We start from the raw sequence: 13,695 nt of genomic DNA, 5'->3' as shown, positions 1-13,695 counted from the left end.
ACGAAACGGCGTCCGGCGTCCGTCAGCGCAACGCTCCGCGTCGTCCGGTTGAACAGGCGCACGCCGAGTTCTGCCTCCAGCTTGGCGACGGCGTTGCTGAGCGCGGTGGCGGACATCCCCAGGTCGAGGGCGGCGCGGCGGAACGAGGCCCGGCGGGCGATCGCTAATACGGCTTCAAGATCGCTTAGGCCCAATCGAAGCATTGTCCCGTTTTCCACGATGCCAGGTCCCTGTTTGTCCTGCTTATCGCGATAGCTGTCGAGGACTAGCTAGATAGGCGACGCAACAAGGAGCAAGGCATGGAACTGCACCCTTCCATTGAAACCTATTTCGATGCGGACGCCCGCGGCGCTCGCGACCGGCTTGTCGCCGCCTTCTCGCCGGAAGCCACTGTCCTTGACGAAGGCCACACCTATTCGGGCCGGACGGCCATCGGCGCCTGGTGGGCGGAGACGAAGGCCCGGTATCGGACGACCCTTCAGCCGCTGGAGGTCAGCCATGCCGGCGATGCAACCGCGGTCCGCGCGCTGGCGACCGGGGATTTCCCCGGCAGCCCCGCGACCCTGACGTTCCTCTTCTGGCTGCAAGACAATCAGATCAAGGCTCTGGAGATCGGCGCATGAACGGGTTCCTGTCCCTGGGGGGCAAACGAGCCCTAGTTACGTCCGGCACCCGCGGCGCGGGCGCGGCCACTGTGGCGCTGTTCCGCGAGTTAGGCGGACAGGTCCTGACCGTCGCGCGCTCGGCGGCGGACGGCGCCGCGGACGATATGTTCGTCGCTGCGGATCTCAGCACCGAAGAGGGCTGCGCGAGCGTCGCTTCCGCCGCACAGAAGCGGTTGGGCGGGATCGACATCCTCATCCACATGCTCGGCGGCTCTTCTGCTCCGGCCGGCGGGTTCACCGCCCTGGACGACCAGGCCTGGGCCAAGGAGTTCGACCTCAATCTGATGCCCGCAGTTCGCCTGGACCGAGCGCTTGTGCCGGGAATGGCGGAGCAGGGGCGCGGCGTGGTGGTCCATGTGACGTCGATCCAACGGCTGATGCCGCTTCCAGAAGCGACCACCGCCTACGCCTCGGCCAAGGCGGCGCTATCGGTCTACAGCAAGAGCCTCTCGAAAGAGGTCGCCCCCCAGGGCGTGCGCGTGGTGCGCGTGGCGCCCGGGTGGATCGAGACCGAGGCGGCCGTGGCCCTGGCCGATCGTCTAGCCCGGGACGCCGGCGTCGATCGCGAGGGCGGAAAGCGCATCATCATGCAATCGCTTGGCGGGATCCCGCTTGGTCGTCCCACCAAGCCCGAGGAGGTTGCGAACCTGATCGCCTTCATTGCCTCCGACCGGGCCGCATCCATCACCGGTGCGGAATACCTCATCGACGGCGGAACTGTGCCGACGGCATGAAGGAATGGCTCGGAGCGCCGGGCCAAGGCTCTGTCGATGCTCGGCGCCGAAGGCGGTCAAGACGATGGCCTGGACGCTGATAGGCCGATCATCGAACCCACCTGGCGTATCTCCTAGATTGCTGCGCGACACAGCCATCGAACGTCCAGCGGGGCGGAGGTTATCCGCCAGTGCAGGCCGTTGGCACAGCTCGACCAACACCCCATGAGAGGCGCCCCTGTACGATGGTCAGCGTCCGCTGACCGTTCGAAAAGGTTGTTCCTTCGGAGCCCATGGATGGGAGATCGACTGCGGGCGCGTCGTTGACAGACACCGAGGCGCGATCGCCCATCAGCCTTACCGCAAGGCGTGTGCCGTCCTCGCAAACGTAGTTGCTGACGGGATAGGGGTTGCCCACCCCGATTGATGCGCCAGGTGCGTTCGACGCGGAATGCTCGCAGCTTGCAAGCATCAGGACACTAATGGCCGCGATGGGAAGTGTTCTGGAAATTCTGGACATCAACGCAATTCTCCTCGCCCTGAAAACACACCTTAGCGTGCATTTTGGCGGCGGACACCCCGCATTCCTCGGTCGGCGAAAACGGGTTTCGGGGCAGCCAACCCGCCGCCCTGCATCGCCTAGAGATGCTGGGCGGCGGAGGCGTCTGCTTGAGTGATTTCTACCTTAACTCTGGCTAGCCGATAGCAGGGCTGCGTGCACCCGATCGGCGGTGCGCTTGGCGGCGGGGCTATTTGGCTGACTGTAGTCAATGGCTTGCACGACAAAGGCGGTCTTTTGGTCCACGGCGATGCAGTAGACCATCAGGGACGCGCCGCCTGCTGCGGGACCGGAGGCGAAGACGGCAAGTTGGCCCGGATAGCGATTTTCCACCGCCGGTGCGTATCCAAGCTTGGCGGACTCGCGCTTGGCGACACCGAGGCAGGTGTCCAGGCTGAGCTTGGCCGAGCTTGCGCGTTCCACGCGGTACTCCAGGCCAAATTTTGACGGTGCTGCAACGGCCGAAGGCGCTGACAGCAGGCAACCCACGGCCAGCACGACCCCGGCGACGCCGTATGACTTCATGATGCATTCCTCAAAGGTAGGTTCGTTCGACGCAGGGCGGGCGATCGCTCAGATCAAGACCAAGTCAGTGGGCCATCACTCGTAGATGCGGTCGCCGGCTGACACTGAAGTCGGGTGGTCCAGAGCTTGGCGGGGGCGAAAATCTGGCCAAAGATTGCGAGGCGGCCGCTTCTGTATAGCCCGCCATCTCATGCGATTGGTCAGCCGTCCTGACTGATCTGGACCCGCCTTCGGCTCTGGGCGCTGTAGCTGCGCCAGAGCCGAATGCGCGCGGAGTTAAATGCGCGCGTCGCCAGTCTTGCCTGGTTGGATGGCGCCGGTGTCGACGCCGGTTGAGAGTCCCCCGCGGTCGTCCCTCTTAGGATCGACCGGAGTTGGCTTCAGTTGCTCATCATCACGCAACAGAGGGGATGGAGTAGCTTGCGGCTTTGGGTTTTGGTTCTGATCGCTCATCAGGTTCTCCTCAGGGACCCTTTTTCAACCCCGCCTACGAATGTCGGTTCCAGACCGATGAACGGCGCACTGACGGCGCCGCCAGCATCTTCGCAATCGGTCCAAAGCCGCCTCTAAGCCCAAGCACGTCAGGGCAAGCCTTCAGCTCAACAGGGGAGTCAGCTGCGGGTCGCCCTTCTCCATGGCGCGCTGGTAGGCCGGCCGCGCCCCGATGACCTTGAGATAGGCCAGGATGTTTGGATAGGGAGACAGATCGCGGGGCGCGAAAACCCGCATGGTGGTCAGGGCGAAGCCCATGATGATGTCGGCCGCCGAGAACTCGTCCCCCGCGAAATAGGCTGAAGCGCCGAGCCGCGCCTCCACCAGCGCCCAGGCGCGATCGGAGCGCGCTCGCATGAACTGAGCGCGCGGGCTTTCCTCAACGCCTTCCCGAGGCGCCCCGGTCTGGCTGGGCAGCATTGAGGCGTTGGCGAAGTGGAACCAGAACAGATAGTCGGCGAAGTTCGAGGCCTCCGGGCCTACCGCCAGCCGGCCGGCCCCGTACTTGCCGATGATGTATTCCATGATCGCGCCGGACTCGGGCAGGACCACATCGCCGTCCGTGATGATCGGCGCCGTGCCCAGGGGATGCAGCGACTTGTAGTCTGGCGGCGCCGGCCCGCGCCCCGGAGGAACCCGATCGTAGCGCTTAAGCACGTAGTCAATCCCGAGTTCTTCGCAGAGCCAGACGATACGTTCCGACTGTGAAACGCCCAGATGATGGACTGTCAGCATTATGAACCTGCAACGATGTCGGAGACAGTGGCTCGCGTGGTCGGTGCGACCGCGGCGGCCTGGCGTTGTTCAGCTTCATCTCGAAGCTGACGCTTGAAGATCTTGCCCGAGGCGATGCGCGGCAACGGAGCGTCGGAGAAGTGGAAGTACCGAGGAATCTCAAACCGCGCGAGGCGGGGCTCGAGAAATGACCTCAAGGCCGAGTCCTCCAGCTTGGCCCGCGTGTAGAGCGTCGCGCCAACCTCCTCGCCCAGCCGGTCGTCCGGCACGCCATAGACGCAGGCTTCCAGGATGTCGGGATGTTCCAGAAGCGCCGCCTCGACGGCCCCGCAGCCGATGTTTTCTCCGCCGCGAATGACCAGATCCTTGATCCGGTCGACGATGAAGACGAAGCCCTCGGCGTCCACATATGCCACGTCCCCAGTCCGCATCCAGCCGTCGACGAAGGTGTCGTCGTTGGCGTCGGGCCGGTTCCAGTAACCGCGCATGATCGAGGCGCCGCGAATTTGCAGCTCGCCACGTGTCCCGGCCGGCTGCGTCACACCCGCCTCGTCGACGATGCGGATATCCAGCACCCCGGACACCCGGCCCGAACTGGCCGGATGGGCCAGATAGTCGGCGCCGGCGATGGAGGTCCCGATGGCGTTGGTTTCGGTCATGCCCCAGCCGGTGTTGGGCGCGGCGTTCGGGAAGGCCTTGTCGATGGCGCGGACCTGCTCGGGCGCGCGGCTGGCCCCACCACCGCCCACGGCGACCAGCGAGCTGAGGTCGCGCCCATCGCGGCGGGCGATCTCCACAAGGTCGCCGGTCACGGCCGGCGGGCCGTTGAAGCCGGTGATCTGCTCGCGCTCTATGATGTCCACGGCCTGGGCTGGATCCCACTTGTACATACAGACCAGGCGCCGCTGCGCCCGGAAGCTCTGCAACAGGCTGACGTGCAACCCCGAGACGTGGAACAGAGGGATCGACAGTAGCGCCGCCGGCTGCGGGCCGCCCGCCACCGGCGAAAATCCGGCCAGCATGCCGGCCTGCGCGTCCAACTCCCAGGACAGCAGCGCGCTCATGATGTTCCGGTGGGTCGAGACCGCGCCCTTGGGATGCCCCGTCGAGCCGGAGGTGTAGAGCATGATGGCGTCGTCGTCGGGCCTTACCTCGCGCTTCGGCTGGGCGGCTCCTTCGGCCCCCGCCATCACCGCGTCATAGCTGCGCGCGCCGGGCGCAAGCGGCTTGGTCGCACGCACCGCGATCACGTTCAACTCGGCCGGCGCGTCGCAGGCCGCGAGCCGATCCAGCCGTTCCTGATCGGCGAGCAGCAGTTTGGCTCCGCTGTCCTTCAGGCCGTACTCCATCTCGTGTGGCTGCCACAGCGCGTTCATCGCCACCGCGATCGCCCCGATCGAGGTCGCGGCCATGAACCCGATGATCCACTCCGGATAGTTGCGCATGGAGATCGCGACGCGGTCTCCCTTATCTACGCCATAGTCGGCCACCATCGCCGCCGCGAGCGTCTGGGAGGCCTGCCAGGCCTGCTCGAAGGTCAGCCGCTCGTTCTCATATACGATGAACGGCAGGTCGCTGCGTCCTGTCTCGAACAGCTCGCGCAAATTCACTGGCGCGTTCTTGAACGCCTGCACCCGGCGGCCCAGCGCTTCGATTTCCACCAACTCATAGGGAAGTCCCGGCCCAGTGAGCTGCGCCAACGCTTCAAGTCTCGTCACTATCAACACCCTCAAGTTTGGAACGGTCGTTGCGCCCTGACCTCGCCGGGCACGCAGCGTTGACCTAGGCAGAGACGTAGGCGCCCCCGTTGGCGTGGATCACCTGACCTTGAATGAATTCTGCGTCAGGGCTCAGCAGGAACTCGACAAGGGCCGCGTAGTCGCTGTCTCGGCTGATGCGCCCCGAGGGGTTGGTCCGCGCGGCGCGCTCAAGCGCTCGTTGCGCTGCGTCCTCGCCACCCACCATGCCGGCGACGGAAGTCGTATCGACGAGACCCGGCGCCACGGCGTTGATCCGCACCCCCATGGGGGCGAGTTCCGGCACTAGGTAGCGCACCAAGCTCTCGGCCAGCGCCTTGCCGGCTCCCAAGGCGCCATAGTTGGGTTGCGCCGTCCGGGCGCCTGCGCTCGAGATGAAGACAATGCTGCTGCCTCGCTGAAGCAGGGGCGCTGCCTTTTGCACAAGGTAGAGCAGCGACAGGCCGTTTATTTGGATGGCCTGGGTGAACTTCGCCAGATCTGCCTGCAGCAAGCTGGTCGGGTAGATCATGGCGGCGCTGTGCACCAGATGGATCGGGCCCTCGGCGATGTCGGTCGCCGCGGTCATGACGGCCGCCGCGCCCTCGATCTGGCCGACGTCCGCTCGGATCGTCGTCACCTTCGCGCCGGTCGGAGCCAACCGCATCTTGGCCGCCTCTGCGGCAGCGTCGTCGGACCGATAGGCCAGAAGCAGCGGCTCTTCTGGCCGCGCCAGGCGTTCGGCGATCGCCAGGCCGATGCCCTTTGTGCCGCCGGTGACGACGACAGTCATGTCGCGGTCACCGCCGGCGCGGCGCCTTGGCCCGCCGAAAGCTCATCTAGCGAGCGATAGTCGATGACGGTCGGGACTAGCTGGATCATTTCGGCTTCCGGCGGGCGAAGGCGAGGAGGAGGCGCTGGGTCAGTCTGCGATGTGAATGAGCATCTTACCGGCGTTCTGGCCCGCAAAGAGGCCGATAAGCCCCTCCGGCGCGCGCTCGAAGCCGTCCAGGATCGTTTCCTGGTACTTGATGGATCCGTCCTTCAGCCAACCGGTCATGTCGGCCAGGAAAGCGGCGTTGAGGTGGGCAAAATCGCTCGCCACGAAACCCTCCATCCGGATCCGGCCATAGATAAGGCTGAAGAGGTTCTTCACGCCTTCGCCGCCGCCGTTGTAGGTGGAGATCATCCCGCAGACGGGTATGCGGCCCCGGACGTTCATCCTCGGCAGAGCGGCGTCTAGATGCGCGCCGCCGACATTTTCGAAATAGACGTCGAGCCCCTTCGGCGTGGCCTTGGCCAGGGCCTCGGCCAGCGGTTGGGTCTTGTAGTTGATCACCGCGTCGAGCTTCAGCTCATCGCGCAACCAAGCCGCCTTGTCCTCGGAGCCCGTGGATCCCACCACATAGCAGCCCTTGATCTTGGCGATCTGGGCGGCGACCGAGCCCACGGCGCCGGCCGCCGTGGAGATGAACACCTGCTCGCCGTCCTTCAGCGCGCCGGTTTCCAGCAGCCCGCCATAGGCGGTGATCCCCGTAGCCCCTAGCGCGTGCATATAGACCGACAAGGGCAGGGACGGATCGCGGTTCAGCACCGACAGGCCCTTGCCGTTGGACGCAAAGCGTTCCTGGAATCCAGCCCCGTGACGGACGAGATCGCCTTCCTTGAACCGCTCGTTCCGCGACTGGACCACGCGGCCGATCCCGCCTCCCAGCAGAGGCGCGTCCAAAGCCTGGTCGGCGTCCAGCCTTGGCCGCATGTAGGGGTCGACCGACATCATCAGGGCCTCGACCAGCACCTCGCCGTCACCAGCCTCCGCATAGGGCCTCTCGACGATCGCGAAGTCCTCAGGAACCGGCACGCCTTGTGGGCGGCGAACGAGATGAATTTGGCGAGCGATAGTCATGTCGGATCTCTTTGTTGGGGGGTGCGTGAGGCGTCGCCTCAGCCGTTAAGCGAACCCATCATGGCCGGCGCATAGCGCTCGCCCGCCGGGTTGAAGTCTATTGGATGAAGTCGTCCGGGCTCTTCCGACGTCGATTGGGATCATGGTCATGGCCCCAGACCGCGCGCATACCTCCGGCCCAGCCGCGCCAGGCTTACGCAAACGCATAAGACGCCTCCCAAGGACTCGACCGTTTCGGTCTATACGGTCATTTGGTTCGCCCGCGACCTTGCTGTCAATCCGAAGTTCCGCCTAGAACTTAGTGATGCCAGCGACATTTCCTGTGGCCGCAGATTGCGGCGACACCCGCGCCAAAGCCAACGCGATCCTCGACGCCGCTCAGCGGCTGTTCGCCGCCTTCGGCTATCGTCGAACCGCGATGGACGACATCGCGCGCGCCGCCGGCGTTGCGAAGGGCACCCTCTATTTCTATTTCGAGGGCAAGGAAGCGGTGTTTCGAGCCATGCACGCCCGGACGCTCGCGGACCTCAGTCGGCTCTGCGACGAAGCGGAGAACGCCGAGCTTCCCTTCGCTGAGAAGCTCTATCAGTTGCTCGACCGCCAATGCGGGACGGTGCAGGAACGCTATGCGCGCTCCGAGCATCTGACGGAACTGGACGTCACTCGGACCACAATCGGGGCCGATTTGGCTCGGGAGGCCGACGCGGCCTATGCGGCGCGGCTTGTGCGCGTCTTCCAGACCGCGTGCCGCACTGGAGAAATCGACATCGACGCGTCGGGCTTAACGGCCGAGAGCCTGGTCGCCACCCTGCTTGCCGCGACCAGAGGCGCAAAGCACGGTCCAGATGGGCCGATTGAGCTTTCGGCATATCGAGAGCGTCTCCACGACATCGCGAGCGTCGCCGTCGCCGCCGTCCGGGCTAAATAGTCCCAGGAGAGCCTGCCCTGGCCGGGGGAATCGCTCCTTCCATCTTCCCAGCCTGGTCCGACCACCTCGATGAACACTGCAAGTCCAAGCTGATTGGGCGGAGTGGGTTATGGAGTAGATACGGCCGAACTACGCCAAGGTCTCACCCGGCGCGTGCGCCTCTTCGTCATGAAGAACGTCCTGGCGGTAGAGCATGGTGATCGCGGTGTAGAGCACCAGGGTGAGGGGGGTTGCGAACAGCACTCCCAGAGGGCCGAACAGCGTCCCCAAGCCCACCACTGCGAAGATTCCCAGCACCACTGGAAGCGAGGCGAAGTTCTTCTGGACGAGGGGAGTGATGAGGTTGGCCTCAAGCTGGGAAACGCCGATGAAAAGCGCCAAGGTCATCAGCAACATCTGCGTGCCGCCGCTCGCTGCGACTAGCAGCGCCGGCACCGCCGCGGAGATTGGGCCGACAATCGGGACGAATTGGGCCAAGCCTGTGAACAGGCCCAGGGCGAGGGGAGCCGGCACGCCGATCGCCCAAAGACCCAGGCCGACCAGGGAGCCGACCAAAACCATGGCGAATAGCTGCGCCTTCACCCAGCCCTTCAGAGCGCGGCCGCATGTGTTCATGACCTCGCGCAAACGAGCGCGGGAAGGCTTGGGCGCCATAGCCAGCACCCCCTCGCGCGCGCGGTCGGGTTGAGCTGCCAGGAACACCCCGGCGACCAGCACCAGAACTAGGATAGCGAAGCCCGAAACGGCGCCCAGCGCGATACGCGGCGCGAGCGCGAGCGCGCGCCCGGCCTCTGATCCCAGCTTTTGCAGCTGCTCCACGATCTGGCCGGCGGCGGGAGAGGCTTGCAGTCGCGCCTGGAACTCGGTCCAGGCGCCCGGCAGCTTCAGGGCCAGTTGATGAACCTGTTCGGAAATCTGCTGCCCAAAAAGGTAAGCGATCCCGCCTAGCGCGAGGAGGATCATCAAGATGGCGCTTAGCACGGCCAGCCCGTCCTTGAACCCAAACCGGTTCACGAGTGGATCGGCGATCGAACGAACGATTACCGCGACGACCACCGATCCAAAGATCAGGATCCACAGACTGGCGAGTTTCACCGCCCCTTGGGCGAGGAAATAGGTCCCGACCAGGATGACCGACGCGGCGACCATCGAGGACAGCGGTAGTTTTTCGAGTTTCAAGGGCGTTCTCCAGCTGAGCTGTGAACGCCCGCCAAGGCCTGAAGTTCGCTGATCGCGCGGGAATGAATCGAGATGACCTCATGCTGGCCGTCACGGCCGCGGAACAGGTGGATGGCGACACACTGAACCCTCGCAGAGGGGTAGCTATCCGCCTTTTCGAGAGTGGGCGAGAGCTACGGCTTCAGCGGTTCGGCCGGGTTCCGTAGGCGGTTCCGATTGAGATCATCTGCCAGCCTCCTTGCCGAGGCCGGACGGCTGAGCAGCCCGGCCTCCTGATCCGTGACCTATGCGTCCGAGGCCTGCATGGCGGCCTTCGCCGCGGCCATCATTTTCTCGAAAGCGCCCGTGCGGATTAGTTCGCGGCGTTCCTCCAACCCGCGGTGAAGCTCAGCCAAGGTCTTGGCTGCGTGCTCGTTCTGCTGGATGGACGCCCACCAGGCGGCGACGTTGGCGGCCTTGGGGATTGGATTCTCCACGCCTGTGCCCGGAAGGACGTTCTCCACGAGGAACAGCGCCGGGACCAGCGAGCAGTCGGCGAGGGTGAGGCGGCCCGAGCAGGCGTAACCATCGGTCCCAATCATCTTGTCGAGAGCCTTTATGTTCCGCACCACCTGGCCGCCCAGCAGGTCCACAACTCCCTGATCGCGATCGGCCGCGCGGCTCTGGGGCGAGAGCATGAACATGTTGTTCATGAGGTAGACGTCGCCGATCCGGGCGATCGTACGGATATGAGCGCTCTCACGCGGGGTCGCGCCCAGCAGCGAGGGTTCCGGATAGATCTGCTCAAGATACTCGGCGATGACATCGGATTCCGGCATCAGGTCGCCGTCGATATCCAGCACCGGGATGCGGCCTATCGGCAGGCGCTTACGGAACGAGGGCAGGCCGAAGTCGGAGGGCCGCTCGAGGACGATGTCGGTGATGCCCTTGGCGTAGATTTGCATCCGCACGCGGGCGGAGTAGGGGCTGAGATCGCCGGAATAGAGCTTCATCATTGAGGGCGTTTCCTGGTTGTCGGTTTGTTTGTCCGAGATCGACAGAACCACGGATTCTGAGCAAGGGGCAGATGCCGCGCCCTAGCGATGCCTCCCGATGGCGCTGTGCGGAGCATCCTCGGTCGCGGCGCAGAGGTGCTCAGGCATTTTCCGGCCTGCCTGTCGGCCGTGCTCGGCGCTAAGGCACGGGTGATTTGGCCGAGCCGGTTGGGGGCGCCGCGGACGGTGTCTACCGGGACTGTCAGATGGGGGTGCGGCGGGCGCGTCAGCTCTGCGCCGCTGGAAGGACGGCTACGTCTTCTCCGACAACATGTCGGTGCGGGGCGAGTGGCTCAATGTCGACCTCGGCGACGTGCGCGCCTCCTGGGTGACGCCGAACGGCTATGCGGCCTTCACGACCGAGGCCGACACCCGCGCCAATCTTCTGCGCATCGGCGTCGACTACAAGTTTTGAAGGGGCTGAGCGTCTGCGCCGGCTTAGGGGCGCGCCCCTGGCCGGCTCAGGTGTTCATCCGATGTCGCGTGCGCGAGCATAGCGCTACCACAGCTCCAACCTGCGCTGTGCAGGCATGGAGAAGTGCGATGATCCGCAAAGCTGCAGCTCTACTGGCAGGGGCCGCCCTACTGGTCGCTCCGGGCGCTTCGTTCGGCCAGGCGGCCGGCCCAGAGACCTTCAAGGGCATGATCGTCTCGCACAAGGACAGCCGGATTGTGGTGCGCACGCCTGCCGGCGACCGACAGGTCAACCTGACCGCCGGCACCCGCATCGAAGGCACCCAGGGCGCGGGCATCCTGCGCCGCGAGGACCGGCAGGCCAGCGACCTGATCCGCGGCCTGGCGATCGAGGTCACCGGCGTTTCCACCGGCCAGGAAGTCAGCGCCGACGCGATCACCTTCAAGACCTCCGACCTTAAGACCGCCCAGCAGATCCAGGCGGGCCTCGCCGAGACCGAGGAGACGGTCGCCCAGCAGGAGGCGCGGCTCAACAACATCGGCAACTTGGTCGCAGCGGGTCGCGCCAAGGTCTATTTCGAAGTCGGCAGCGCGGCCCTTACCGACGAGGGCAAGAGCGAGCTGCAGGCCATCGCCGCCAAGGCGAAGGCGATCCCCAGCGGTTACCGACTGGCCGTCGTCGGCCGCGCCGATCCCACCGGTGATGCGGCCGCCAACAAGCGCCTCAGCGCCCGCCGCGCAGCCGCCGTGAAGACCTACCTGCTTGAGAACGCCGGCGTGCTGCCGGGCCAGTTCGTGCACTCGACTGCGCTCGGCGAGTCCTCGATCGTCGATGATCCCGATCCGCCGAAGAACGCCAGTGAGGCGCGCCGCGTGACCGTCACCATTATGGTCAGCAAGGCCAGCACTCCGGGCTAGCCCCGCGCGCTCGGGTCGCCCGCCTCGCGGTTCAGCCGGGCGGCCTCGGCGGCCGGGCCGCGACCACCTCGTCGGTGGCCTCCGTCGAAAGGATCGCATCACTCAGGATGCGATTGAGCGAATCCGGATCGAGTAGCGTGGTGAGGCCTCGCGATCAGTCAGCGCTTGATCCGGGGCTGGAGGTGTCGCTTGAGACAGAGCAGTCGTCGTTCGAAACAGCGCTAGCGCTTGAATCCGCGATGGCGTTCGCCGCGAGGGCTGTCGCGATAAGCACATCTTCATCCGGGCGCTTTGGCTGGTGACCAACCTCTCGGGGCTCTCCCATTTCTTGGTGGTGAGTCTGTCATTCGGTCATGAGACTGAGCGGCGGCGCTATTGCGCGCAGCACACGGCGAATGTGGCCGCGCCTGAACATCTGCACAGGACGCTCTTGGACGCGAATTACCGGGGCGCAGCAACCTTGATGGCTCTGCCGGAAACAGCCAACGGCCGCCGCATGGTGCTCTTCGGATACGACATGGGAGCCCCGGAAGTCCGCCGGCGTTTGCGCGGCCGATCCGAACTCTACGACGTACGCCTAAGCCAATGTATTGTCATGGTGCCTGGGCGGTCGTCGCAGCCCCTGAGCCGATCTTGTTCCGGGAATGGGACTTGGCGAAGGTCTGAGTGGGGCGGAAAGCGACGCGACATCCGTCAAGTGTGGTGCGATGTTTCTTATCCGCACAGGCGCCGCCATTGGCGCCAATAAGCCAAAGCACGTCTAGGCCATCCACTACCAAAAGTTTGGCCCTCGGATGCCGTGAGCGGGAGCCATCCGCCCCATCTGCTTTGGATTTCGCACCCCTCAGATGCGGTGAAAGAACTCATCAACACGACGAGATCGCGTCCGCCCCGTCGACGGCCTCAGGAGAAAAACCCTGTTCTCCTTCTCCCCCATTGTCAGGGTTGGCTAGTTTCTGGACATGGTTTGAACACTGGAAACCTGTCCTATCGCTGACGCTCATCTCTTGGCCCTCGATGACGCCCTGTGGTGGCCGAGGTCCGTTACGATGACGCGTAGGAGCATCCCAGATGCGGTTCCACCTTGAATGGAGAGGCGCCCTAGGCGCCACCCTCGCGCTGCTGGCCACACCTGTTGGCGCGGTGGAGACGTCGCCGGAGGCGAAAGGGGCGGCGATAGCCATCCGTGATTGCGGTGGTTGTCACGCCGTTGGTTCGGACGGCGTGAGCGCCGTTTCGGGAGCGCCTGCTTTTCGCGACTTGGGCAAGCGCTACAATGTAGGCGACCTCGCTGAATCCTTGGCGGAGGGGATCTCAGTGGGCCACCCGATGATGCCGGTTGTCGCCTATTCCCCTCAAGAAGTTGAGGAATTGATCGCCTATCTCCGAGGGCTCCAACTATCGCTGCCGCCGACGCCAGGACGCTGAGATGGCCGACCCAACCGTAAGGCTCTTCAGCATTGCAATGTGTGGCCTGACGGCGGCTTGCTCCACAATGATAGGCGCGGCCCGGGGCGACGACGTTGGAGCCATGTGGCGGGGCCGCAGCTTGGCAGATAGTCGTTGCGCGTCCTGCCATGCGGTCGGCGCCAGGGGACAAAGCGCCAATCCGAAGGCTCCGACTTTCGCCGTGATTAGCACCCGCTACTCCGAACCTGGTCTCGGACGAGAGCTTGAGGGAATATCGGCCGTCGGCCACTACGAAATGCCGGCCCTCGAAATCACGCCTCACGACCGCTCAGCGATAGTCGCCTACATAGTCAGTCTTCGGCCCACCGGCCAGCTACGTTGAGGTCGGTCGATTTGGCTGGGTCCGGCTGCTATCGAAGGCCAGTGGTGGGTGGACATTTGAAGAATGGAGGGTCCGAGGCCGCGATCAGAACGTCCAGCG

16 protein-coding genes are annotated in these 13,695 nt (G+C 64.8%); 7 read left to right on the top strand and 9 right to left on the bottom strand.

Translation table 11 applies throughout. The features are described from left to right. Window positions 1–203: LysR family transcriptional regulator (locus Q8M13_RS14760; protein WP_305300756.1), on the bottom strand; the 203-nt coding region annotated here is incomplete at its 3' end. A gap of 96 nt (window positions 204–299) precedes the next feature. On the opposite strand from Q8M13_RS14760, the gene Q8M13_RS14755 reads away from it, so the two are divergent. Continuing rightward, complete coding sequence (locus Q8M13_RS14755; protein WP_305300755.1) at window positions 300–623, top strand: nuclear transport factor 2 family protein; 324 nt, start codon at window positions 300–302, stop codon at window positions 621–623. After that, window positions 620–1,399 (top strand): SDR family oxidoreductase, encoded by a 780-nt coding sequence (locus Q8M13_RS14750; protein WP_305300754.1) that lies wholly within the window; start codon window positions 620–622, stop codon window positions 1,397–1,399. The genes Q8M13_RS14755 and Q8M13_RS14750 overlap by 4 nt, the downstream gene beginning before the upstream one ends. A 664-nt stretch (window positions 1,400–2,063) precedes the next feature. Here the strand turns inward: Q8M13_RS14750 and Q8M13_RS14745 are convergent. The 6 genes from Q8M13_RS14745 to Q8M13_RS14720 form a co-directional block, all read right to left on the bottom strand. After that, window positions 2,064–2,462, bottom strand: coding sequence for a DUF6180 family protein (locus Q8M13_RS14745; RefSeq protein WP_305300753.1), 399 nt, complete (start codon window positions 2,460–2,462; stop codon window positions 2,064–2,066). Window positions 2,463–2,738: 276 nt separating this feature from the next. Next, entirely contained in the window at window positions 2,739–2,915 is a 177-nt protein-coding gene (locus Q8M13_RS14740) for a hypothetical protein (protein ID WP_305300752.1), read from the bottom strand. Window positions 2,916–3,056: 141 nt separating this feature from the next. After that, a complete protein-coding gene (locus Q8M13_RS14735) occupies window positions 3,057–3,689 on the bottom strand; it encodes a glutathione S-transferase family protein (RefSeq protein ID WP_305300750.1) in 633 nt (210 codons plus the stop codon). Then, window positions 3,689–5,407: a class I adenylate-forming enzyme family protein gene (locus Q8M13_RS14730; protein ID WP_305300749.1), complete on the bottom strand. Its 1,719-nt coding sequence runs from the start codon at window positions 5,405–5,407 to the stop codon at window positions 3,689–3,691. The genes Q8M13_RS14735 and Q8M13_RS14730 overlap by 1 nt, the downstream gene beginning before the upstream one ends. A 64-nt stretch (window positions 5,408–5,471) precedes the next feature. Then, on the bottom strand, window positions 5,472–6,218 hold the full coding sequence (locus tag Q8M13_RS14725) for an SDR family NAD(P)-dependent oxidoreductase (protein ID WP_305300747.1): 747 nt from the start codon (window positions 6,216–6,218) through the stop codon (window positions 5,472–5,474). A gap of 129 nt (window positions 6,219–6,347) precedes the next feature. Then, window positions 6,348–7,331 carry an NADP-dependent oxidoreductase gene (locus tag Q8M13_RS14720; protein WP_305300745.1) on the bottom strand — a complete coding sequence of 328 codons (984 nt, stop codon included), beginning with the start codon at window positions 7,329–7,331 and terminating at the stop codon, window positions 6,348–6,350. Between the two features lie 322 nt (window positions 7,332–7,653). Here Q8M13_RS14720 and Q8M13_RS14715 point away from each other — a divergent pair, with 322 nt between their 5' ends. Then, window positions 7,654–8,259: a TetR/AcrR family transcriptional regulator gene (locus Q8M13_RS14715; protein WP_305300744.1), complete on the top strand. Its 606-nt coding sequence runs from the start codon at window positions 7,654–7,656 to the stop codon at window positions 8,257–8,259. A gap of 129 nt (window positions 8,260–8,388) precedes the next feature. Here the strand turns inward: Q8M13_RS14715 and Q8M13_RS14710 are convergent, their stop codons facing one another. Beyond that, the gene (locus Q8M13_RS14710) at window positions 8,389–9,438 is read right to left on the bottom strand and encodes an AI-2E family transporter (RefSeq protein WP_305300743.1); all 1,050 of its coding nucleotides are present in this window, start codon (window positions 9,436–9,438) and stop codon (window positions 8,389–8,391) included. A gap of 284 nt (window positions 9,439–9,722) precedes the next feature. Further along, the gene (locus tag Q8M13_RS14705; protein WP_305300742.1) at window positions 9,723–10,433 is read right to left on the bottom strand and encodes a glutathione S-transferase family protein; all 711 of its coding nucleotides are present in this window, start codon (window positions 10,431–10,433) and stop codon (window positions 9,723–9,725) included. A 310-nt stretch (window positions 10,434–10,743) separates the two neighbouring features. Here Q8M13_RS14705 and Q8M13_RS14700 point away from each other — a divergent pair, with 310 nt between their 5' ends. From Q8M13_RS14700 to Q8M13_RS21065, 4 genes are all read left to right on the top strand, one after another. Continuing rightward, window positions 10,744–10,887 (top strand): hypothetical protein, encoded by a 144-nt coding sequence (locus Q8M13_RS14700; RefSeq protein ID WP_305300741.1) that lies wholly within the window; start codon window positions 10,744–10,746, stop codon window positions 10,885–10,887. Window positions 10,888–11,015: 128 nt separating this feature from the next. Continuing rightward, the gene (locus Q8M13_RS14695) at window positions 11,016–11,804 is read left to right on the top strand and encodes an OmpA family protein (protein WP_305300740.1); all 789 of its coding nucleotides are present in this window, start codon (window positions 11,016–11,018) and stop codon (window positions 11,802–11,804) included. A gap of 1,071 nt (window positions 11,805–12,875) precedes the next feature. After that, complete coding sequence (locus Q8M13_RS21070; protein WP_370870072.1) at window positions 12,876–13,232, top strand: c-type cytochrome; 357 nt, start codon at window positions 12,876–12,878, stop codon at window positions 13,230–13,232. A gap of 1 nt (window position 13,233) precedes the next feature. Continuing rightward, window positions 13,234–13,596: a cytochrome c gene (locus Q8M13_RS21065; protein ID WP_370870071.1), complete on the top strand. Its 363-nt coding sequence runs from the start codon at window positions 13,234–13,236 to the stop codon at window positions 13,594–13,596. Window positions 13,597–13,695 lie beyond the last annotated feature (99 nt).

Source organism: Phenylobacterium sp., from assembly GCF_030681155.1.
Lineage (GTDB): Bacteria > Pseudomonadota > Alphaproteobacteria > Caulobacterales > Caulobacteraceae > Phenylobacterium.
This window is presented reverse-complemented; position numbering and strand designations above follow the sequence as displayed.

Coding starts and splice junctions, on each gene's coding strand:
- Q8M13_RS14755 (WP_305300755.1), top strand. CDS start 300: ATGGAACTGCACCCTTCCATTGAAACCTATTTCGATGCGGACGCCCGC.
- Q8M13_RS14750 (WP_305300754.1), top strand. CDS start 620: ATGAACGGGTTCCTGTCCCTGGGGGGCAAACGAGCCCTAGTTACGTCC.
- Q8M13_RS14745 (WP_305300753.1), bottom strand. CDS start 2,462: ATGAAGTCATACGGCGTCGCCGGGGTCGTGCTGGCCGTGGGTTGCCTG.
- Q8M13_RS14740 (WP_305300752.1), bottom strand. CDS start 2,915: ATGAGCGATCAGAACCAAAACCCAAAGCCGCAAGCTACTCCATCCCCT.
- Q8M13_RS14735 (WP_305300750.1), bottom strand. CDS start 3,689: ATGCTGACAGTCCATCATCTGGGCGTTTCACAGTCGGAACGTATCGTC.
- Q8M13_RS14725 (WP_305300747.1), bottom strand. CDS start 6,218: ATGACTGTCGTCGTCACCGGCGGCACAAAGGGCATCGGCCTGGCGATC.
- Q8M13_RS14720 (WP_305300745.1), bottom strand. CDS start 7,331: ATGACTATCGCTCGCCAAATTCATCTCGTTCGCCGCCCACAAGGCGTG.
- Q8M13_RS14705 (WP_305300742.1), bottom strand. CDS start 10,433: ATGATGAAGCTCTATTCCGGCGATCTCAGCCCCTACTCCGCCCGCGTG.
- Q8M13_RS14700 (WP_305300741.1), top strand. CDS start 10,744: ATGTCGGTGCGGGGCGAGTGGCTCAATGTCGACCTCGGCGACGTGCGC.
- Q8M13_RS14695 (WP_305300740.1), top strand. CDS start 11,016: ATGATCCGCAAAGCTGCAGCTCTACTGGCAGGGGCCGCCCTACTGGTC.
- Q8M13_RS21070 (WP_370870072.1), top strand. CDS start 12,876: ATGCGGTTCCACCTTGAATGGAGAGGCGCCCTAGGCGCCACCCTCGCG.
- Q8M13_RS21065 (WP_370870071.1), top strand. CDS start 13,234: ATGGCCGACCCAACCGTAAGGCTCTTCAGCATTGCAATGTGTGGCCTG.